The sequence below is a fragment of the Agrobacterium sp. CGMCC 11546 genome (assembly GCF_013365515.1).
Classification (GTDB): domain Bacteria; phylum Pseudomonadota; class Alphaproteobacteria; order Rhizobiales; family Rhizobiaceae; genus Agrobacterium; species Agrobacterium fabrum.
In genome coordinates this window covers 836,837-854,704 of record NZ_CP047388.1, presented here as the reverse complement: position 1 = coordinate 854,704, position 17,868 = coordinate 836,837, and the positions used below count along the sequence as shown (strand labels likewise).

The 17,868-nt window shown below is 60.7% G+C and carries 20 protein-coding genes; 8 read left to right on the top strand and 12 right to left on the bottom strand.

What is annotated here, in order from left to right; translation table 11 throughout:
- Window positions 1-76 precede the first annotated feature (76 nt).
- On the top strand, window positions 77-694 hold the full coding sequence (locus GSF67_RS18730; protein WP_006313689.1) for an exonuclease domain-containing protein: 618 nt from the start codon (window positions 77-79) through the stop codon (window positions 692-694).
- Here GSF67_RS18730 and GSF67_RS18725 read toward each other — a convergent pair.
- Complete coding sequence (locus GSF67_RS18725) at window positions 691-1,563, bottom strand: LysR family transcriptional regulator (protein ID WP_035215780.1); 873 nt, start codon at window positions 1,561-1,563, stop codon at window positions 691-693. The two genes, GSF67_RS18730 and GSF67_RS18725, sit on opposite strands and share 4 nt — an antisense overlap.
- A gap of 133 nt (window positions 1,564-1,696) precedes the next feature.
- Here GSF67_RS18725 and GSF67_RS18720 point away from each other — a divergent pair, with 133 nt between their 5' ends.
- Window positions 1,697-3,217: an MFS transporter gene (locus tag GSF67_RS18720; protein WP_035215745.1), complete on the top strand. Its 1,521-nt coding sequence runs from the start codon at window positions 1,697-1,699 to the stop codon at window positions 3,215-3,217.
- A gap of 39 nt (window positions 3,218-3,256) precedes the next feature.
- Here the strand turns inward: GSF67_RS18720 and GSF67_RS18715 are convergent, their stop codons facing one another.
- The 9 genes from GSF67_RS18715 to GSF67_RS18675 all read right to left on the bottom strand — a co-directional run bounded on the left by GSF67_RS18715 (window position 3,257) and on the right by GSF67_RS18675 (window position 10,197).
- The gene (locus GSF67_RS18715) at window positions 3,257-3,541 is read right to left on the bottom strand and encodes a copper-binding protein (protein WP_006313692.1); all 285 of its coding nucleotides are present in this window, start codon (window positions 3,539-3,541) and stop codon (window positions 3,257-3,259) included.
- A gap of 23 nt (window positions 3,542-3,564) precedes the next feature.
- Window positions 3,565-4,041 (bottom strand): plastocyanin/azurin family copper-binding protein, encoded by a 477-nt coding sequence (locus GSF67_RS18710; protein ID WP_006313693.1) that lies wholly within the window; start codon window positions 4,039-4,041, stop codon window positions 3,565-3,567.
- A 43-nt stretch (window positions 4,042-4,084) separates the two neighbouring features.
- Window positions 4,085-5,434, bottom strand: coding sequence for a multicopper oxidase family protein (locus tag GSF67_RS18705; RefSeq protein ID WP_006313694.1), 1,350 nt, complete (start codon window positions 5,432-5,434; stop codon window positions 4,085-4,087).
- Between the two features lie 14 nt (window positions 5,435-5,448).
- Window positions 5,449-6,927, bottom strand: coding sequence for a TolC family protein (locus GSF67_RS18700; protein WP_006313695.1), 1,479 nt, complete (start codon window positions 6,925-6,927; stop codon window positions 5,449-5,451).
- Entirely contained in the window at window positions 6,924-7,154 is a 231-nt protein-coding gene (locus tag GSF67_RS18695) for a hypothetical protein (RefSeq protein WP_006313696.1), read from the bottom strand. The genes GSF67_RS18700 and GSF67_RS18695 overlap by 4 nt, the downstream gene beginning before the upstream one ends.
- Before the next feature lie 87 nt (window positions 7,155-7,241).
- Window positions 7,242-7,652, bottom strand: a complete 411-nt coding sequence (locus GSF67_RS18690; protein ID WP_006313697.1) for a hypothetical protein — start codon at window positions 7,650-7,652, stop codon at window positions 7,242-7,244.
- A 96-nt stretch (window positions 7,653-7,748) separates the two neighbouring features.
- Complete coding sequence (locus GSF67_RS18685; RefSeq protein WP_006313698.1) at window positions 7,749-8,669, bottom strand: hypothetical protein; 921 nt, start codon at window positions 8,667-8,669, stop codon at window positions 7,749-7,751.
- Window positions 8,670-8,751: 82 nt separating this feature from the next.
- Window positions 8,752-9,651 carry an AraC family transcriptional regulator gene (locus GSF67_RS18680; RefSeq protein WP_006313699.1) on the bottom strand — a complete coding sequence of 300 codons (900 nt, stop codon included), beginning with the start codon at window positions 9,649-9,651 and terminating at the stop codon, window positions 8,752-8,754.
- 99 nt (window positions 9,652-9,750) lie between these two features.
- The gene (locus tag GSF67_RS18675; RefSeq protein WP_006313700.1) at window positions 9,751-10,197 is read right to left on the bottom strand and encodes an acetyltransferase; all 447 of its coding nucleotides are present in this window, start codon (window positions 10,195-10,197) and stop codon (window positions 9,751-9,753) included.
- Between the two features lie 232 nt (window positions 10,198-10,429).
- Between GSF67_RS18675 and bioB the strand changes: the two genes are divergently transcribed.
- From bioB to GSF67_RS18650, 5 genes are read left to right on the top strand one after another with little or no spacing between them, the layout of a single operon-like run.
- Entirely contained in the window at window positions 10,430-11,449 is a 1,020-nt protein-coding gene (bioB, locus tag GSF67_RS18670; RefSeq protein WP_006313701.1) for a biotin synthase BioB, read from the top strand.
- The gene (locus GSF67_RS18665) at window positions 11,446-12,591 is read left to right on the top strand and encodes an 8-amino-7-oxononanoate synthase (protein WP_006313702.1); all 1,146 of its coding nucleotides are present in this window, start codon (window positions 11,446-11,448) and stop codon (window positions 12,589-12,591) included. Before bioB ends, GSF67_RS18665 begins: the two co-directional genes overlap by 4 nt.
- Entirely contained in the window at window positions 12,588-13,226 is a 639-nt protein-coding gene (bioD, locus tag GSF67_RS18660; RefSeq protein ID WP_006313703.1) for a dethiobiotin synthase, read from the top strand. The genes GSF67_RS18665 and bioD overlap by 4 nt, the downstream gene beginning before the upstream one ends.
- Window positions 13,223-14,515, top strand: coding sequence for an adenosylmethionine--8-amino-7-oxononanoate transaminase (locus tag GSF67_RS18655; RefSeq protein WP_006313704.1), 1,293 nt, complete (start codon window positions 13,223-13,225; stop codon window positions 14,513-14,515). The genes bioD and GSF67_RS18655 overlap by 4 nt, the downstream gene beginning before the upstream one ends.
- 37 nt (window positions 14,516-14,552) lie before the next feature.
- Window positions 14,553-15,539: a beta-ketoacyl-ACP synthase III gene (locus GSF67_RS18650; RefSeq protein WP_035215782.1), complete on the top strand. Its 987-nt coding sequence runs from the start codon at window positions 14,553-14,555 to the stop codon at window positions 15,537-15,539.
- A 36-nt stretch (window positions 15,540-15,575) separates the two neighbouring features.
- On the opposite strand, the gene GSF67_RS18645 is transcribed toward GSF67_RS18650, so the two are convergent.
- On the bottom strand, window positions 15,576-16,469 hold the full coding sequence (locus tag GSF67_RS18645) for a DMT family transporter (RefSeq protein ID WP_006313706.1): 894 nt from the start codon (window positions 16,467-16,469) through the stop codon (window positions 15,576-15,578).
- A gap of 43 nt (window positions 16,470-16,512) precedes the next feature.
- Window positions 16,513-16,914 (bottom strand): 4-oxalocrotonate tautomerase family protein, encoded by a 402-nt coding sequence (locus tag GSF67_RS18640; protein WP_006313707.1) that lies wholly within the window; start codon window positions 16,912-16,914, stop codon window positions 16,513-16,515.
- A 91-nt stretch (window positions 16,915-17,005) separates the two neighbouring features.
- Here GSF67_RS18640 and GSF67_RS18635 point away from each other — a divergent pair, with 91 nt between their 5' ends.
- Window positions 17,006-17,848 (top strand): LysR family transcriptional regulator, encoded by an 843-nt coding sequence (locus tag GSF67_RS18635; RefSeq protein WP_006313708.1) that lies wholly within the window; start codon window positions 17,006-17,008, stop codon window positions 17,846-17,848.
- Window positions 17,849-17,868: the final 20 nt, after the last annotated feature.

Sequence of the window (17,868 nt, the reverse complement as noted above, 5' to 3'; positions counted from 1 at the left end):
TGGGACTGCTATTGAATTTGACATGGGTCGCCACTTCCGGTTCCGGCTGACCTGTTTTTTGGCGGGAGAGCCATCGATGAAAAAGGCAATCATATTCGACTGCGAGTTCCTCTGCCTGGAGGGGTCGCAGCGCAGATTCTGGTGTGCGGCCCATGATCCCGATCCCGTCATCGCGCAGATCGGTGCCGTCAAGCTCGGGCTTGAGGGCGGATTTCCGCTTCTGGAGACCTGTAAGGTCCTTATCTCTCCGGTCGACCGTCATGGCAGGCGATATGCGATTGATCCGTTCTTCACCAGGCTGACGGGGATCACCGAGGAGAATATCGAGGCGGAAGGCGTTCCTTTGCAGGATGCCCTCTCGAGTTTCGACAGCTTCTCCGAAGGTGCCCAATGCTGGTCATGGGGCAAGGACGAGTTGAATATGATGGCGATCAGCACTTATGTCGCGGGTATCCAGCCGCCTATGCCCGCCTGTCGCTTCGACAATGCCGTCAGGCTCCTGCTTGCTGCGGGTATGCCGGTCGAGGACCTGGCGAAAACGCCCAGCAACAGTCTGGCCGACTATTACGGCGTGGAGCATCCGCCTTTGCAGGGCCACGATGCGCTCGGTGATGCACTTTCAGTTTCCTATGCCCTGCAACATCTCCTGCGGAGCGGAAAGTTGAAGCCGGAAGAATTCACGCTCGCCGCTTAGCCGATATCAGGCGAAATTGGTCCCGGCCTATGCTCGCGAAAGGCGGCGGCAAGTGTACGCAACGCTTCGCGGGACCTGCTGTCGGTCAGGGTCGAAAACATGATGATTTCGCTGGAGGGCAGAGGCGGCAGTCCAAAACGCTGGCTGACCTCGACTGTCCCGGGTGGCGCAAGACGGCAGGAAAAGGCGGAAATCGCAAGCCCGGCCGAGACGGCTGCGGTCACCATCGATGATGTGCCGCCGAGAAATACCTCCGTCCAGGCAATCGCCGCCGCATCCAGGGCATGGGTGGCGATGTTGCGCACGCCACAAGCGGGTGAAAGTGCCGCCAGCCTGAGAGGTTCGCCCTGACGATGTTCGAATTGCGGAGTTGCGTACCAGCCGAAATGCTCCGGTCCGAGCACCTCGCCGTCGCGCCGGTCGTCCTCGCGCCTGATGATGGCCGCATCGATTTCCCCACGGTCAAAGGCATCGAGCAGGGAGCGGGAATGGTCCATCCGGACTTCAATCGTAAGGCCGGGGTCGTGGTCGTTGAGCCTCGCGAGAAGCGTCGGCACCTCTGGCCCCGCCACATGCGCGGCAATGCCGAGGCCGAAACGGCGGCGCGGCGAGGAAAGGCCTGCCAGTGCACGATCGTGAGCCGCGAGAAATTCGCGGGCGGGTGCGAGAAACACCGCCCCCTGGGCGGACAGGCGCACCGAACGCGGTGTTCTTTCGAGCAGCCGCTGACCAAGCCTGTCTTCCAGCCGTTTGAGCTTGACGCTGATGGCGCCCTGGGTGGTGCCCAGCGTTTCGGCGGCGCGGGTGAAGCTCTGCAGATCAGCGATAGTGACGAAGGCCTCGACGGCTTCCACATCCAGCGTGCTCATCTCGGTCATTCCAATTTGTTGTCTCTGAAATAATCAATCATCCAATTCCGTTATGGTCAAGCCTTGACTAGTTTGCCTTTGGTTTATTGAGCGGATGGCGCCTGTTGCGCCTCCACCCACGAAAGGCTGAAGAATGACCCTTGCTGTTACCGAACAAGCGGGCAGCAGAAGCGCTATGGCGCTTGCTGCCGTTTGTCTCTCCGCCCTGATGTTCGGACTGGAAATTTCCAGTGTTCCGGCAATCCTGCCCACGCTCGAAGAGGTGCTGCAGGCGGATTTCCGCCAGCTTCAGTGGATCATGAACGCCTATACGATCGGCGTGACCATGGTGCTGATGGCAACCGGCGCGCTGGCCGACCGCTTTGGACGCAAACGCGTCTTTATTGCCAGCATTGTCGCTTTCGCGCTTTCTTCCCTTGCCTGCGGAATGACGCAGAGTGTTTCCGTATTGATCGGCGCCCGCTTCCTTCAGGGATTGAGCGGCGGGGCGATGCTGGTGTGCCAGATCGCCATCCTGTCGCACCAGTTCCGCACGGCCCGGGAGCGTGGCATGGCGTTCGGCTGGTGGGGCATCGTCTCTGGCGTGGGGCTGGGTTTTGGCCCGATCATCGGCGGCGCCATTGTCGCGCTGTGGAGCTGGGAATGGGTGTTTCTCGTTCATGTGGTGCTCGGCATCGTGACGTGGCTGCTTGCCGCGGGCGGCGTGGGAGAATCGCGCGATCCGGAGGCGGCCTGCCTTGATCTTGCCGGCATGGTCACACTTTCGGTCGCCGTCTTTTGCCTTGCCTTTTTCATCACGCAGGGGCCCGAGCTCGGTTTTGCGAGCCCGATGGCGCTTCTTATCCTCGGTATCTCGGTCGCGAGCTTCGTTGCCTTCGTGATTGCTGAAAAGCGCACGCAGAGGCCGATGTTCGATTTCTCCGTGTTCCGCATCCGGCCTTTTTCCGGCGCGATCATCGGTTCGGCGGCGATGAATATCAGCTTCTGGCCGTTCATGATCTATCTGCCGATCTGGTTACAGGCCGGTCTCGGTTATGACAGCGTCACCGCCGGCCTCGGCCTGCTTGCCTATACGCTGCCGGCGCTGGTTATGCCGCCGCTCGCAGAGCGCCTGTCGTTGCGTTATCAGCCGCGCCTCGTCATTCCGGCCGGGTTGTTCACTATCGGCCTCGGTTTCATGCTGATGAAATTCGGCAGCGGCATCGAAAATGCCAGCTGGCTCACCATGCTGCCCGGCTGCATTCTTGCCGGCATCGGGCTCGGCCTGACCAATACGCCGGTCACCAACACCACCACGGGCGCGGTTTCCCCCGCCCGCTCCGGCATGGCGTCCGGCATCGACATGAGCGCCCGCATGATCTCGCTTGCCATCAACATCCCCATCATGGGCTTCATTCTGGTGGAGGGCGTCCGGGCTTCGTTGCGGGCAAATCTGCCTGTGGGCACGGAAATGAAGGCCCTGCAATCGCTTGCGGAAAAGATTGCGGCCGGAACGGTAAGCGCCCTGCCTCAAGAGGTTTCAGAGAGGCTTGTTCATCGGGCGCTGGCAGATGGTTTTGGGCTGGTGATGGTTTATGCGGGCATTGGCGTCTGGCTGCTTGCCGCGCTCAGCTACCTGGTTTTTGGCCGCCAACGGTGGGAGGGCAACGAGTAACCGCTGCCCTTCCTTTTTTCCGAACGGCTTTTTGCGGTCTTATTTCACCTGGGCGACGACAAGCTTGCCATCGGCACGTTCGGCGATGAATTCGATATTCGCGCCTTCCTTGAGCTTGGCGAGGATGGCGTCGTCCTTCACGCGGAACACCATGGTCATACCAGGCATATCGAGGTTTTTCAGGTCTTCATGGGTAATGGTGACCTTCTTGGCGGCAACATCCACTTTTTTCACCGTACCCTTGGTAAATTCCTGGGCGAAGGCGCTGAAGGGAGCGGCGAGCAGAAGTGCTGCGGCGAGGGTGATGTTAACGATGGTTTTCATGGTCGTGATCCTTGTTAAGTGGGTTACTTTGCTGAAACTTTGAGATCGCCGCGCATGCCGGCTTCGTAATGCCCGGGTTTCAGGCAGGCGAATTCGAACATGCCGTCATTGGTGAATTTCCAGACGATTTCGCCGCTTTCGCCCGGCGCGAGGCTGATGGCGTTCGGATTGTCGTGTTCCATCTCGGGAGCCTTTGCCATGACGGCCTTGTGCTCCAGATTGGCCTTCTGTTCGTCGAGGATGAATTCATGGTCCAGTTCGCCGACATTCTTCACGGCAAAACGCACGGTCTTGCCCTTCTTGAATTCGAACTTGGCGGGGGTGAACATCATCTTGCCGTCAGGCGTTTCCTTCATCGTTACCTGAATGGTCTGGGTCACCTTGGATTTGTCGCCCGGTTCGCCGATCGCCATTACGTTGTCGCCGCCGGAGTGGGTGCCGCCTGCAAAAGCGGGCGTGGCGAGAGCGGTGAGAAGCAGTGCAAGTTTCAGTCTGGTCATTTTATGGTTTCCTTGGTTCTGGTGGGGGGTGTGATCTGCACGATCAGCCGTGTTTCATCGGTTTCGGCGTGATCTGCGTTTTGGGGTCGGAGTTTTTTTGCGTATCCGGCAATTCGCCGGTCCATTCCCAGGCCTGTGTCCCGGGTGGGTTTTCGTACCAGCCGGGATCGGTGTAATCGCCCGCGGAGATGCCTTCGCGAACCTTCACCACGGAGAACATGCCGCCCATCTCAATCGGGCCATGTGGTCCCCATCCAGTCATCATGGGGACGGTGTTCTCAGGGATTTCCATTTCCATCGCGCCCATGTCGGCCATGCCGGCGGTGCCCATCGGCATATAGTCCGGCCGGATCTTGCGGATCTTTTCGGTGACGGTTTTTTTATCGACGCCGATGAAGGTCGGGACGTCATGTCCCATGGCATTCATCGTGTGGTGCGACTTGTGGCAATGGATCGCCCAGTCGCCGACATATTTGGCGTCGAATTCATAGGCCCGCATGGCGCCTACGGGGATATCGATGCTGACCTCAGGCCAGCGCGCCTCCGGCCGCACCCAGCCGCCATCCGTGCAGGTCACCTCGAAATCGTAACCATGCATATGGATCGGATGGTTGGTCATCGTCAGGTTGCCGACCCGGACACGCACCCGGTCGTCCTTGGAAACCACCAGCGGATCGATGCCCGGGAACACCCGGCTGTTCCAAGCCCACAGATTGAAATCCGTCATCGTCATGATTTTGGGGACGGAGGCGCCGGGATTGATATCGAAGGCGTTGAGCAGGAACACGAAATCGCGGTCCACAGGCATGAAGGCCGGGTCTTTCGGGTGGATCACGAAGAAGCCCATCATGCCCATCGCCATCTGCACCATCTCGTCAGAATGCGGGTGGTACATGAAGGTGCCTGATTTCACGAGGTCGAACTCGTAGACGAAAGTCTTGCCAACGGGGATATGCGGCTGCGACAGACCGCCCACACCATCCATGCCCGACGGCAGAATCATGCCGTGCCAGTGGATCGTCGTATGTTCCGGCAGCTTGTTGGTCACGAAAATGCGCACCCGGTCGCCCTCGACGGCCTCGATGGTCGGGCCGGGTGACTGGCCGTTATAGCCCCACAGGCGGGCGGTCATGCCCTCGGCCATTTCGCGCTCCACCGGCTCGGCGACAAGATGGAATTCCTTGACGCCATTGTTCATCCGGAAGGGAAGCGTCCAGCCGTTGATGGTGACGACCGGATTGTAGTCGGGGCCTGTGGTTGGCTTCACCGGTGCCTGTGTTGCCGCCGTTTCCATCAATGCCGCTTCCGGCAGGCTGCTGTTGGAAGTTTTCGCCCAGGCCGCCGAGGAGACCATTGCGGCGCTGACGCCCAGAAGTTGTCTTCTATTGAACATGGTCTTTTCCTTTCTCAATGTCCGCCACCGCCGCCGCCGGATGCGGCGGCAACCTCGGTCTCTCCGCCAGCCGCACCCGCACCGCCGCCGTAAATGGCGGGAGCGAGTCCGGCTTCGGCAAGCCAGAAGTCGCGTTTGGCATCAATGGCGAGCAGGTTGGAATTGACTTTTTCGCGGCTGTCGGCCAGCAGCTCGAAAGTGTTGGTGAGCATGCCGTTATAGGTCCGCATCGATTCCTCCTCGATCCGGTTGCGCAACGGCACGACGCTGTTGCGGTAGTGCAGGGCGATATCGTAGGTCGAGCGGTATGCCTGATAGGCCGAGCGGGCTTGCGAACGGACATTGACCGCCTTTTCCGCCAGCAGATTTGCGGCGCGCATATAAGCAAGTTCGGATTCCCGCATGCGGGCCTGACCGGAATCGAAGATTGGAATGACGAACTCCAGTTCGGCGCGCCCGGTCGTCCTTTTCTTTATGCGGTCTTCATCCCGTTCGCGCTCGGTCTCGAAACCGGAGCGCAGTGTGAGATCGGTGACATAGCGGGTCGCCTCGGTCAGCTTGAACGACCGGGCAGTTGCTTCAAGATCGAGCTTGGCCATCTGCAAATCCACCCGACGTTGCAAGGCCTCGGCCTCGATCGTGTCACGCTGGGCCAGCACCTTGGGAAGTGACGGCAGACGGGTGGGGATGCTGTATTCGATATCTGATCCCCACAGCCCCATCAGCCGTGTGAGTTCCTCCCTGGCAAGACGGGCCTCCAGCCGCGCCTTGGCGATCTGGCCGGTGAGTTCGGCGTAAAACACCTGCTCACGGGCTTGGCCTTCCTTGTTCATCGCGCCTGACTCACCGAGTTTGGTGGCAAGTTCCGAAGCGGCGGCCGCAGCGGTCTGCGCCTGGGCCAACTGGCCGACGTTTTCCGAAGCCGCCACGGCGGAAATCCATGCGCGACGGGTATCCGCAGCCAGTTGCAGCGTTTTCAGTGCCGCGCCCAGCTGCGCCTTGCGAAAGCCCGTATCGGCAATTTCGACATTTTTTTTGAGCGTGGCGAGTGCCAGAATATTGCTGGTGAGGACACCTTCGATCGTCTTGTAGGCCCTGAGGCCCGGCGTGCCGATACCCGTCAGTCCCAGGCCGACTGCCGGATTGATCAACATCGTCGATTGCCATGCCGTGGCAGCCGATTCACCCAGGTCGGCATAGGCGGCCTGCAGGCCCTTGTTGTTCAGAAGCGCCACCTGTACTGCCGTCTCGACATCAAGGGTCTTGCTGGCCGCCATCAGCGATTTGACGCGGGCTTCTGTCGCCCGGGCTTCAGCCCGGTTCTGCACCCAGGCGGTCTGCTTTCCGGTCGCCTCGGATGTCTTCGCCGAGACAGTCGTAAAACCGGCGTCCCGGCCTGCATATTGTGCAGCAGATACACAGCCGCTGAGAAAAAGCGGCAGCGATAGGACTGCTGCGAGTTTTGATCCGAGTGTGAATGGTCGTGTCATCATGACGGGTCTCCTTTCGGAGCCTGCGCATTGTTCTGATCGCGCCAGGGTTTTGGATCGACCGGCATGCGGGCCGTGTAACCCGAGACCGGGGTCTGGTAGCGGGAAGGGACGACGCCAAGCGTTGGGTTTGCCGCGTCGTCATAGGAGGCGGCATTATTCATCACGGGTGTGGCTGTGCAGCCGCCCAGAAGCAGGGGCGCCGCGACCACAATATGGATCGGGTTCATGGGTGTTTTCCGAACAGGAGATGCAGCGGCGCGACGGCGCTAAAGCCGCTCACGCACGGTCATTGCCCAAAGGCGGGCTTTGCCTGTTCAGATATTGGGCGGACGGTGCAGCAGCGGGCTCTGGCCCGGTGCCTTGCTGTCGTCGGGGAAGGAACGGATGCTGCTGATGACGGGCGTGCCAATGCTGTCGTGGTCGATCAGAACCGCCATGCCGAGACAGAAATCGCCGCAGCATTGCGGCTTTGCGGGCTTTTTGACGCCGCTGTCATTGTCGGCCATGTTGTGGTTATCATGATTGTCTGATGTCATGACCAAACCGCCATGATCCATCATCTTGCCGTGATCCATCATGGCGGACTGATCGTGCTGCATTCCCACGGTGTCGGGACCATGCATTGCGGCGTTGACGGTGGAAACGCTGTAGCCTGCCAGTGATAGGATCATCACCAGTCTAAACAGAAGGGCCAGCAATTTCGAGGCTCGCAACGTTTCACGCATGTGCTTTAGAAAAGCCGTTGTCCCGTGATTTGTCAATGGATATACTTCATAACCATCGATGAAAACCTTGTTTTGAGGCTGATCGCCTCTGCAGCTTCATACAAAACCGATCAGGGCTTCATCGAGAATGAGCAGCTTGCGGGCCTGCGTGCGGGCATATTCCTCGTAAAAACCCTGCGAAATCCACAGCGCGGAACGGCCGCGCCGTCCGCTCCAACCGATGCCGCCGATCAGTTCGGCTGCCGCAAGTTTGCGGCCGACATGGCTACGTGACAGGGAGAGCGAGGTCGCTAGCTGTGTTACGGTCTGCACATCAGTGAAACGCCTGCCCTGTTCGGCCGGGAGCTCCCGGTCGATCCCCGCGATCAGGCGGTCCATCAGCAGCCCGCCCGCATCGAACCAGTTGAAGATAATGGAAAGCGGGCCCGGACAACGCACTTCCGGATGGGAGAGAAATGCCCGCGACACATGGGGGTGAATGTGGGGAAGCGTGGTTTCCGAGCGCTGAATGAAGCGGGATGCCCGAAAACCTTCGTCGAGCAGGTCCAGCGCCTGAAAATGCACATCGTACCATTGCGCCAGCATGGCGAGAGCCGGCGGTGAAGGAACGACGCCTGTGGCTTGATCTTCGGTGGCATCTACCGGCCGTGTCAACCCGCGTTTCAGGGCTTCCTTGAAGAAGACATAAGCGACACGATCGCTGGCAAGGCCGTGCCGGAGTGCCAGATGGCCAAAATCTTCGCGCGTCAGGGCGATTTCACCCTCTTCGGCGGTGGATTTCTGAAAATAGAGCGCGAGGAGCGCGTGGCAAAGAAGCCGGCTCTGGCGTGTCGCGAAAAGCGTCGTCATCTCGGGTGAGCCCTCGTAAAGCGCGATGAAACTTCCCGCCAGCAGGCGCAGCGCCGCAGCGAAGGAATCTCTCCGGAGCATCGCGTCGATGTCGTCCGGTGCCGGTCCCCGGCGATCGGCGGTGGCGGCCGGCAATTGGGAAATCGCAAAGTCGAAAAAACTGGTCATGGCCCCCTCCGGGATGAGGTGATCTACGGGCCTTACAGGAGCTGAAATGGCGCGTCTTCTCATTGCGCGCAGAGCTGAAATTTTAAGCCGGCGGCATATCCGTGATGCGGGCTTCGCCGGGTGTCATGCCATAGGTGGCGGTGAATACCCGGTAGAAAGTGGCGAGGCTGTCGAAGCCGCAGCCATAGGCGATCTGCGTGACCGGCAAGGCGGGAAACGCCAGCAGCAATCGTTTTGCTTCCTCGATCCGCATGGCGGAAAGCGTGCGGGAAAACGATAGTTCCGCGCCTTCGAAGACGACATGCAATTGCCGCAGCGAAATGCCGAGTTCTCTTGCCACCGTAGCAGGCGAAAGCTCCTGACGGGCTTTTTTCCGCATCATGATTTCCTGAGCCGCATAACAGAGCCCGGTCCTGAGTGCTGCGCGGACCTCCGGCATGGCGGGCGAAAGCCGGCCCCGGACCGCCATGGCCAGCCGGGCAATGTGGGCCACGTCACGGGCAGGGTCGATAAGCCTGGCGTGATCGGCGTTGAGCGCATCGAAAAGCGCCCGGAAGGGGCGGGAAACGGCGGTATTCTCTGCATACCGTGTGGCAAACAGGTCGTCGGTCGGCTGGCCGAGCATGACCTCGTAGTCCACCGGGATTTTTAGCATCCTGTAGTGAAAAGCAGCCTCGCCGCCCGGTATCGCGTCATAGGGCAGGTCCGAATAGTTGATGGTGATATCGCCGCCGCTGACGTTGTGAACCCGGTCCCGGCCGGCATGCAGAAATCCAGAGCCCTTCACCTGCAAGCCGATGCAGAGGCTGTCGCCGGCGATGCGGGCAATATCGGCTTCGGTGCGGTTGACCCGATAGGAGGAGGCGCGCATTTCTGTTGCGACAGCACCGGTGAGCGCCCGCGCCTGAAACGAACCCTTGAAGCTGTGGCGGAGATTCCGTGCCAGCTCGATGGTCACGCCGAACAGGCTTTTGCCGCGCACCTCCCGCCATTGGTCGAAGCGGTGCTCGGGCAGAAAATCATCGGTTGCGAAACGGATGATGGTGTTCGTGGCCTTGTCCTCCCCGACGATGCCGGCGGTCTATTTTTGCGTTGCGCGAAATCGAAGATGGACGAGCGGATAGGGGCGCCCCTGTCCGTCGAGGTCGGAGCGCCCCGTCGGCTCGAAGCCTAGCCGGCGATAAAAGCCCAGCGCTTCGCCATTCTGCTCGTTGACATCGGTGGTCAGCGCGGGATGAAGCGCAAGCGCGCTTTCTACCAGTGCCTTGCCGATGCCTTTGCCGTGGTGGTCCGGATCGATGAAAAGCGCCTCCATATGCCCTTCATGCAGAAACATGAAGCCGAGGGCATGATCTGCAGCATCGACGGCGAGCATCAGCGGCACCTGCGGCAGGAAAGCTCTGACTTCCTCACCGATCGCGGCGCGATCCGCCGGAAGGAGGAAGCCATGGGTCGCATCGACGGCCATGCTCCATATGTCGAGGATACGGGCCGTGTCGCGGCTGTTGGAGGCACGAAATGTTATCATGCCCACCCTTAGCAATTGCGATCTTTTCGCGCCATGGGCGGGTCCGATCTTTTCGTGAGCATATGCGTACTCAATGAATTTCTACGCCAAAACGCGCGTGTCTAACCCCCGCTTGATCCCATCTGTATTCGGTGCCGGAAAACGCTTTCGAAAAAAGTGCTTGCAAAATGACGTTCGAAAAAAATAGATAAAAATAAGTTCTATCTATTTATTTTTGGAAAGAGGTCGACATATGGACCAGCTTGCGACGCAGATTGACAGAAAACCAGCCCTGATTCCGGTAGTTGAAACAAATTTCTCCCTTGAGGAGGCAAAAATTATCTATAATTTACCGTTTAACGACCTGCTGTTTCGTGCGCAGCAGGTGCATCGCTGTCATTTCGATGCGAACGCGATCCAGATGAGCCGGCTCTTGTCGATCAAGACGGGCGGCTGCCCTGAAGATTGCAGCTATTGCAGCCAGTCCGCCCGCAATCCGACCGGTCTCAAAGCTTCCAAGCTCATGGAAGTGGAGCGGGTGCTGGCCGAGGCACGCAAGGCGAAGGACGGCGGGGCGACGCGTTATTGCATGGGTGCGGCCTGGCGTAATCCCAAGGAGCGCGACATGGAGGCTGTGGTGGCTATGGTCGAGGGCGTGAAAGCGCTCGGCATGGAAACCTGCATGACGCTCGGCATGCTGACGCCGGAACAATCCGAACGGCTGGCCGATGCCGGCCTGGACTATTACAATCACAACGTCGACACATCAGAGCGGTTTTATTCCGAGATCATCACCACCCGCACCTTCGAGGACCGGCTGGAGACGCTCGCCAATGTCCGTGATGCCGGCATCAAGGTCTGCGCCGGTGGTATTCTCGGCATGGGGGAAACGGTCGAAGACCGGATTTCGATGCTGGTGACGCTCGCCAACCTGCCGGTTCCGCCGGAAAGCGTGCCGATCAACATGCTGATCCCGATCCCGGGCTCGAAACTGGCCAATGCCGATCCCGTCGACCCGATCGATTTTGTGCGCACCATTGCGCTCGCGCGCATCCTGATGCCGCGTTCGCATGTGCGGCTTTCGGCCGGGCGCACGGAAATGAGTGATGAGACGCAGGCGCTGTGTTTCCTCGCCGGCGCCAATTCCATCTTCATCGGCGAAACGCTGCTGACGGCAGATAATCCGGGGGAGGATCACGATACGGCGCTCTTCCGGCGGCTCGGCCTGAAGCCGATGGAGCTGCAATCTTCCGAGGCGGGAGGCTGCCGGTGAATATCGCGGCGCTCTCTCCTTATGAGGCGAAGCTTGCCGGCCTTAGCCGCAAATCGCGCCTGCGTGCGCTTGCGCCCCGGGAGGGGATCGATTTCACCTCCAACGACTATCTCGGGCTTGCCGAAGCGCCGCGCCTGAAGGCGGCGATTGCTCACGCCATTGGCAAAGGCGTGCCGGTGGGCGCCGGCGGTTCACGGCTGCTGCGCGGCAATCACCCCGAACATGAGGCGCTGGAATCGGAAGCGGCGGCGTTTTTCGGGGCCGAAAAAGCCATCTATTTCGGCAGCGGTTTTGCCGCCAATGTCGCGCTTTTTTCCACCCTGCCTTTGCGGGACGATATTGTTCTCCATGATGCCCTGATCCATGCCAGCGTGCATGATGGCATTGCGGCGGGCAAGGCGAAGGCGGTGGCCGTGCCGCATAATGAGGTGGAGGCTTTCCAGCGGGAGATAATCCGCTGGCGGCAGGCGGGTGGTAGCGGCCGGCCGTGGATCGCGGTCGAGAGCCTTTATTCCATGGATGGCGATTGTGCGCCGCTTTCGGCCCTGGCCGATATTGCCGAACGGCATGGCGGTTTTCTGGTTGTCGATGAAGCACATGCCACCGGCGTCTTCGGCCCCGGTGGGCGTGGTCTTGCCGCGCAACTGGAAGGCCGGGGCAATGTGGTGGCGCTCCACACTTGCGGCAAGGCGCTCGGTGCCTCCGGCGCGCTTCTGAGCCTGCCTGCGGTTCTTGCCGATTATCTCGTCAACCGCGCCCGCGGTTTCATCTATTCCACCGCGCCTTCGCCGCTGATGGCGACGGCGGTGCGGGAGGCCTTGCGCATCGTCGCGGACGAACCCTCAAGGCGGTCGCGACTGGCCGAGTTGGTAGGTTTTACCGGCGAAGAATTGCACCGCCAACTGGGTGTGACACCCAGCGGTTCGCAGATCCTGCCGGTGATGATCGGCGACAATGTCCGCTCACTGAAGATTGCTGCACGGCTGCAGCAAGGCGGTTTTGACGTGCGGGCGATCCGCCCGCCGACGGTGCCGGAAGGTACGGCGCGGCTACGCATCGCCATCACGCTCAACGTGGATGAAAGCCAGATTGCCGCCATGGTCGGCTTGCTTGCCGTTTCGATGCGGGAGGAAGCGGCATGAGCCTGCGTTTCGTGATTTCTGGCACGGATACCGGCATCGGCAAGACGGTTTTTGCGGCAGCGCTTACCCATGCTCTTGAGGCCCATTACTGGAAGCCGGTGCAGTCAGGGCTGGAGGAAGAAACCGACAGCGAGACGGTGGCAAGGCTCGCCGGCGCGTCGCACGCGCGCATCCTGCCGGAAGCCTATCGGTTGAAGACGCCCGCCTCGCCGCATCTTTCGGCGCGTCTCGACAATGTTTCAATCGATCCCGCGCGTCTGCTTCCGCCGCGACCGGACGGGCCGCTTGTCATCGAAGGGGCTGGCGGGCTTCTGGTGCCGTTGACGGACAGGCTGCTCTTCGCCGATATCTTTGCCCTCTGGCAAATTCCGCTCATCCTGTGCGCCAGAACCGCACTTGGCACCATCAACCACACGCTGCTGTCGCTCGAGGCGCTGCGGCATCGCGCCATTCCGGTGCAGGGCGTGGTTTTCATCGGCGATGAAGACAGGGAAAACGAGCGCGTCATAACCGATATCGGCGCGGTGCGCCGGCTCGGCCGTTTGCCGCGCCTGCCGGAATTGACGCCCGAGGCATTACATCAGGCCTTCGCCCAACACTTCAATCTCGCTGATTTTCTGGAGGTGCCGGCATGAGCCCTTCCCCGGTCTGGCATCCCTTCACCCAGCATGGGCTGGAACCGCCGATGAAACGTGTGGTCTCAGCGGACGGGGCGTTTCTGGTGGATGAGGATGGCAATCGGCTGTTCGACGCGATTTCATCCTGGTGGGTCATTACCCATGGGCACCGGCATCCGGCGATCATGGCGGCCATCCGCGCCGCGACCGAGACCCTGGATCAGGTCATCTTTGCCGAATTTTCCCATGAACCGGCTGAGACGTTCGCCCGGGGGCTGATCGAGCTTGCTCCTAGTGGACTAAGCCATGTGTTCTATTCCGATAGCGGTTCAACGGCGGTGGAAGTGGCGCTCAAAATGGCGCTCGGTTATTTCCACAATTGCGGTGAAAAGCGCGATCGCATCGTGGTGATGGAGCATGGTTATCACGGCGATACCATTGGCACCATGTCGACCGGCGAGCGCGGTGTGTTCAACGCTGCCTATGAACCGCTACTTTTCGGCGTCGACCGGCTGGCTTTTCCGGAGGCGGGTAGCGAGCAGCGAACATTGGATATGTTCGAGGCTTACTGCCGTTCCGGCCGTGTCGCCGCATTGCTGATCGAGCCACTGGTGCTCGGTGCCGGTGGCATGAAGGTCTACGCTGCTAATGTTCTAGCCGGACTGAAACAGATTGCAGAACGCCATGGCTGCCTCGTCATCGCCGATGAGGTGATGACCGGCTGGGGCAGGACCGGGACCGTCTTCGCCTGCGAACAGGCGGCAATCTCACCGGATATTCTCTGCACCTCCAAGGGGCTGACCGGTGGTTCGCTGCCGCTGGCGGCGACGCTGTGCAGCGCGCAGATTTTCGATGCTCATTTTTCGACCGACCGCCGCAAGACCTTTTTCCATTCGAGTTCCTACACGGCCAATCCGATTGCCTGCGCCGCCGCCGTCGCCAATCTTCAGGTCTGGCGGGATGAACCGGTTCTCCAGCGCATCGGGCAAATACAGCAGACGCTGGGCGATCATATAAGGCGCTTCGCTGATGATGGCCGTTTCGCCAACATCCGGCAGGCGGGCACCATTGCCGCGCTCGATCTCGTGGTGCCGGCGGGTGGCTATCTTTCCGAGGCCGGTCCACGCATGCGCCAGCTGTTCCGCGAGCGCGGCTTTCTCATCCGCCCGCTTGGCAACGTGCTTTATCTGATGCCGCCCTATTGTTCGACGGCTGGTGATCTGACGCGCGCCTTCGACGTTATCGATGAGGTTGCCGGGATCGTGACCGATGTCGCATCGGCAAAATCTTACGCCGTCGGCAAATGAAAATGGCGATGTTCAGACCATTGCGAAAGTCCTGACAATGCAGACACGCTCTTCCCGCATGGCCGGTTTTGGTCATGCCGTTCCGGCCCGTTGCATCGACAATGCCGAAATAGAGGCCAGTCTGGGGCTGGAAGCTGGGTGGATCGAGCGACGGACCGGCATTCGCTCCCGTTATTGGGCGGAGGCGGGCGACACGTTGAGCGGCCTTGCCGAAAAGGCTGGCCGGATGGCGCTGGAGGATGCGAAGATCAATGCCGATGACATCGCGCTGACGCTGCTTGCCACCTCTACGCCGGATCATCTTCTGCCGCCTTCCGCGCCGCTGCTGGCACACAGGCTCAGTTTGACGCGCTCGGGTGCGATCGATCTTGCCGGGGCCTGTTCCGGGTTTCTTTATGCGCTCACCCTCGCGGATGGTTTTGTCCGCACCCACGGCCGCGCCGTCCTCGTCGTCGCCGCCAATATTCTCAGCCGCCGCATCAATCCGGCGGAAAGGGCGAGCGCCGTCCTGTTTGCCGATGCCGCCGGTGCCGTGGTGCTGACCCCGTGCCCGGAGGTGAAACGGGGGGTGTTATCGGCCGATCTCGTTGCCGATGGCAGCGGTTACGATCTCATCCAGATCGCGGCAGGCGGCAGCAGCCAGCCTTTTTCTGCCGGTATGATTGCAGAAGATGCCCTGATGACGATGCGCGATGGCCGGGAGGTTTTCTCTCGCGCCGTGGCGCTGATGACAAACACCTCTCAGCGCGTGCTGCATGAGGCGGAACTGACCGCAGCCGATATCAGCCGTTTCGTGCCGCATCAGGCCAATGCCCGCATGTTCGACGCCGTTTGCGGTAATCTCGGTATGGCGCGGGAAAAGACGGTCCGCACCATAGAAAGCTTCGGCAATTCTTCCGCCGCAACCATTCCGCTGTCGCTGTCCATCACCAATGCCGAACGGCCCTTTGCGAGCGGCGAAACCCTGCTTCTGACCGCGGCGGGTGCAGGCATGACGGGCGGGGCGGTGGTTTATCGCGTATAGCCTTGTGGCCGCTGCAATGAGGTGACGCGGCACATTTCAGCGCCAGAACACCAGCGCCATGCCGATAACGACGAGCGCGGCTCCCACCCATGCGCCGGATGCCGGCCGCTCGCCCGTTCGCAGCCAGAGCAATGGCAGGATGATGACGGGTGTTGTTGCGGAGAGCGTCGAGACAATGCCGACCTTGCCGCCGGACAGCGCAAAAAGCAGCAGCGTCATGCCGAAACCAAGCCCGATGCTGCCGGTCAGCACCGTCCGCAGAAAAATGCTGACGGTTAACGACCCATTGGGTTTGACGGCTTTGATGGGGAGCATCGTCAAGGCGGTAAGGCAGATGGCGGCGACGCCGACCCGCAGCATGGAGGCGGCAATGGGATCGACCCCCGAGGCCATGACCGGCCTTGCGATGAGGGAACCGACCGCCTGGCTGAGCGCTGCAAGAAGGCCGAAGAGCACGCCTAGCCAGAGCGGTCCCTTCACGCTTTCCCATGCGTGCAGCTGCGACTTACGTTTGCCGAAGAGGATGGCGAGCAGAACGCCCGCAAGGGTAAGCCCAATACCGGCGACGGCTGTGGCGGAAAGCTGCTCGCCAAGGATGGCCCAGCCAAGCACGGCGGCGATCGGAGCATTGAGCGCAAACAGGATTCCCGAGCGCCGCGGCCCCAGCCGGTTCAGGCAGGTGAAAAGCAGCGTATCGCCAACGAAGATGCCGATGAAGCCGGACAGCAGCAGCGCCCACAACGCGTCCGGCTGCAAATCCCGCCAGGTTCCCGATGCGAGGACGTAAAGACCCAGCACCGAGGCGACAAAAAGCTGCCTTGTCCTGTTAAAGGCGAGCGCGCCAAGATGCCCCGCCGGGCGGGCGGAAATAAGCCCCGTCATCGCCCAGCAGGTTGCGGCGCCCACGGCGGCCAGTTCATAGATTACCATCTCGTTCCACTGCTCCGCGGGTCTGCCTCATCGCTTCGCCTTATCATGCGTGCTTGCGCGCCCATCGCTGGTTCTGCGTTTGCCCGCCATAACCATAGGCGTCGCCATCCACGGCGTGGACCAGCACATAGCTTGCTTCGTGCACCGGGCCAAGCAGCCTGTTCATCTCTTCATAAACGCGGCGCACCCATTCGGTCGTCTCGTCCTTTATGTTGGTGTGATCGGTAATCGAGACCTCGACATAAAATGTTGCGACCTTCTGTTCGGCGACGCTCGATCCGGCAATGATCCAGTCAGCGGGATCGGCACTTTCGACGAGAACGGCGGTAACGGCCGGGTCCTTGTGCAGGATTTCGGCGGTCAGCCGGGACAGGAACGCTGCGACATCCAGTTTAGGATCGGCTACATTCTGGGGTCTGGTGTAGCGGGCTTTGATCATGGGCATGGTGTTATCTCCTTGTTGCCGAAAACCACCTTGCGCATATTTCATCATAATGAGAAGATAATGATTATTATTCCATTCATAGCGATTTCATATGATTGACCTTGAAAGCGTGCGCCTCTTCATTCTCTCCGTCGAACTGGGCAGCCTGACGAGGGCGGCCGAGGCTGCGGGGACCGTGCAGCCCGTCGTCAGCCAGAAGCTTAAGATGCTGGAGCAGCGCCTCGGCAGACGGTTGATAGACCGCTCGCCACGCCACCTTCGGCTGACAGAGGACGGGCAGGTGTTTCTGCCCAAGGCGCGCGAGCTGCTGGCCAAACATGAGGACGCGCTGAACTTCAGTGACGAGCCGCCGCTGCATTTCGCGCTGGCGGCCAGTGATCACGCGATCGGGAGCCGCCTTTCGGCAGCGATAAGAGCGATGCGCGCATCGCTGCCGGCCAATGCCGTTATCGACGTAACCCTGGGATTTTCCCGCCAGGTGAAGGAAAGCTTCGCGTCCGGCCTGGCCGATGCCGCCATCATCCGTCGCAATGGCGGCGGGTCCGACGGCGAAGTGCTGCGCACCGACAGGCTGGGATGGCGTGTGGCTCCGGACTGGCGACCGCGCGCCAACAGCGCCGTTCCGCTAGTGTCTCTTGGGCCTGGATGTGGAGTCCGGGATATTGCAATATCCGAGCTTGGAAAGGCCGGCGTGGTCTGGCGGGACGCATTCACTGCCGGAAGCTGCTCGGCGCTTCTCGAAGGGGTTCATGCCGGTGCAGGCATCGCCGCCCTCGGCGACATCAGCGCCCGAGGCCTGCCTGACCGCGGCGCCGAACTCGGCCTGCCACCGTTGCCACCCTCGGACATCGTTCTTCTGTCCCGTGCGCGGACACCGTCTCACGCATCGGCCATCAGGGCGCTTGTCGCTGCGGTATCAGGCGCGGGCGATTAGTGCCAAAATGATATCAGGCA

Bases quoted from the DNA above. Each gene is read 5' to 3' on its own strand.
- GSF67_RS18715 (WP_006313692.1), bottom strand. From the start codon at position 3,541: ATGAAAACCATCGTTAACATCACCCTCGCCGCAGCACTTCTGCTCGCC.
- GSF67_RS18635 (WP_006313708.1), top strand. From the start codon at position 17,006: ATGATTGACCTTGAAAGCGTGCGCCTCTTCATTCTCTCCGTCGAACTG.
- GSF67_RS18700 (WP_006313695.1), bottom strand. From the start codon at position 6,927: ATGATGACACGACCATTCACACTCGGATCAAAACTCGCAGCAGTCCTA.
- GSF67_RS18690 (WP_006313697.1), bottom strand. From the start codon at position 7,652: ATGCGTGAAACGTTGCGAGCCTCGAAATTGCTGGCCCTTCTGTTTAGA.
- GSF67_RS18720 (WP_035215745.1), top strand. From the start codon at position 1,697: ATGACCCTTGCTGTTACCGAACAAGCGGGCAGCAGAAGCGCTATGGCG.
- GSF67_RS18710 (WP_006313693.1), bottom strand. From the start codon at position 4,041: ATGACCAGACTGAAACTTGCACTGCTTCTCACCGCTCTCGCCACGCCC.
- GSF67_RS18640 (WP_006313707.1), bottom strand. From the start codon at position 16,914: ATGCCCATGATCAAAGCCCGCTACACCAGACCCCAGAATGTAGCCGAT.
- GSF67_RS18705 (WP_006313694.1), bottom strand. From the start codon at position 5,434: ATGTTCAATAGAAGACAACTTCTGGGCGTCAGCGCCGCAATGGTCTCC.
- GSF67_RS18725 (WP_035215780.1), bottom strand. From the start codon at position 1,563: ATGAGCACGCTGGATGTGGAAGCCGTCGAGGCCTTCGTCACTATCGCT.
- GSF67_RS18695 (WP_006313696.1), bottom strand. From the start codon at position 7,154: ATGAACCCGATCCATATTGTGGTCGCGGCGCCCCTGCTTCTGGGCGGC.
- bioB (WP_006313701.1), top strand. From the start codon at position 10,430: ATGGACCAGCTTGCGACGCAGATTGACAGAAAACCAGCCCTGATTCCG.
- bioD (WP_006313703.1), top strand. From the start codon at position 12,588: ATGAGCCTGCGTTTCGTGATTTCTGGCACGGATACCGGCATCGGCAAG.
- GSF67_RS18685 (WP_006313698.1), bottom strand. From the start codon at position 8,669: ATGACCAGTTTTTTCGACTTTGCGATTTCCCAATTGCCGGCCGCCACC.
- GSF67_RS18650 (WP_035215782.1), top strand. From the start codon at position 14,553: ATGCAGACACGCTCTTCCCGCATGGCCGGTTTTGGTCATGCCGTTCCG.
- GSF67_RS18675 (WP_006313700.1), bottom strand. From the start codon at position 10,197: ATGATAACATTTCGTGCCTCCAACAGCCGCGACACGGCCCGTATCCTC.
- GSF67_RS18730 (WP_006313689.1), top strand. From the start codon at position 77: ATGAAAAAGGCAATCATATTCGACTGCGAGTTCCTCTGCCTGGAGGGG.
- GSF67_RS18655 (WP_006313704.1), top strand. From the start codon at position 13,223: ATGAGCCCTTCCCCGGTCTGGCATCCCTTCACCCAGCATGGGCTGGAA.
- GSF67_RS18645 (WP_006313706.1), bottom strand. From the start codon at position 16,469: ATGGTAATCTATGAACTGGCCGCCGTGGGCGCCGCAACCTGCTGGGCG.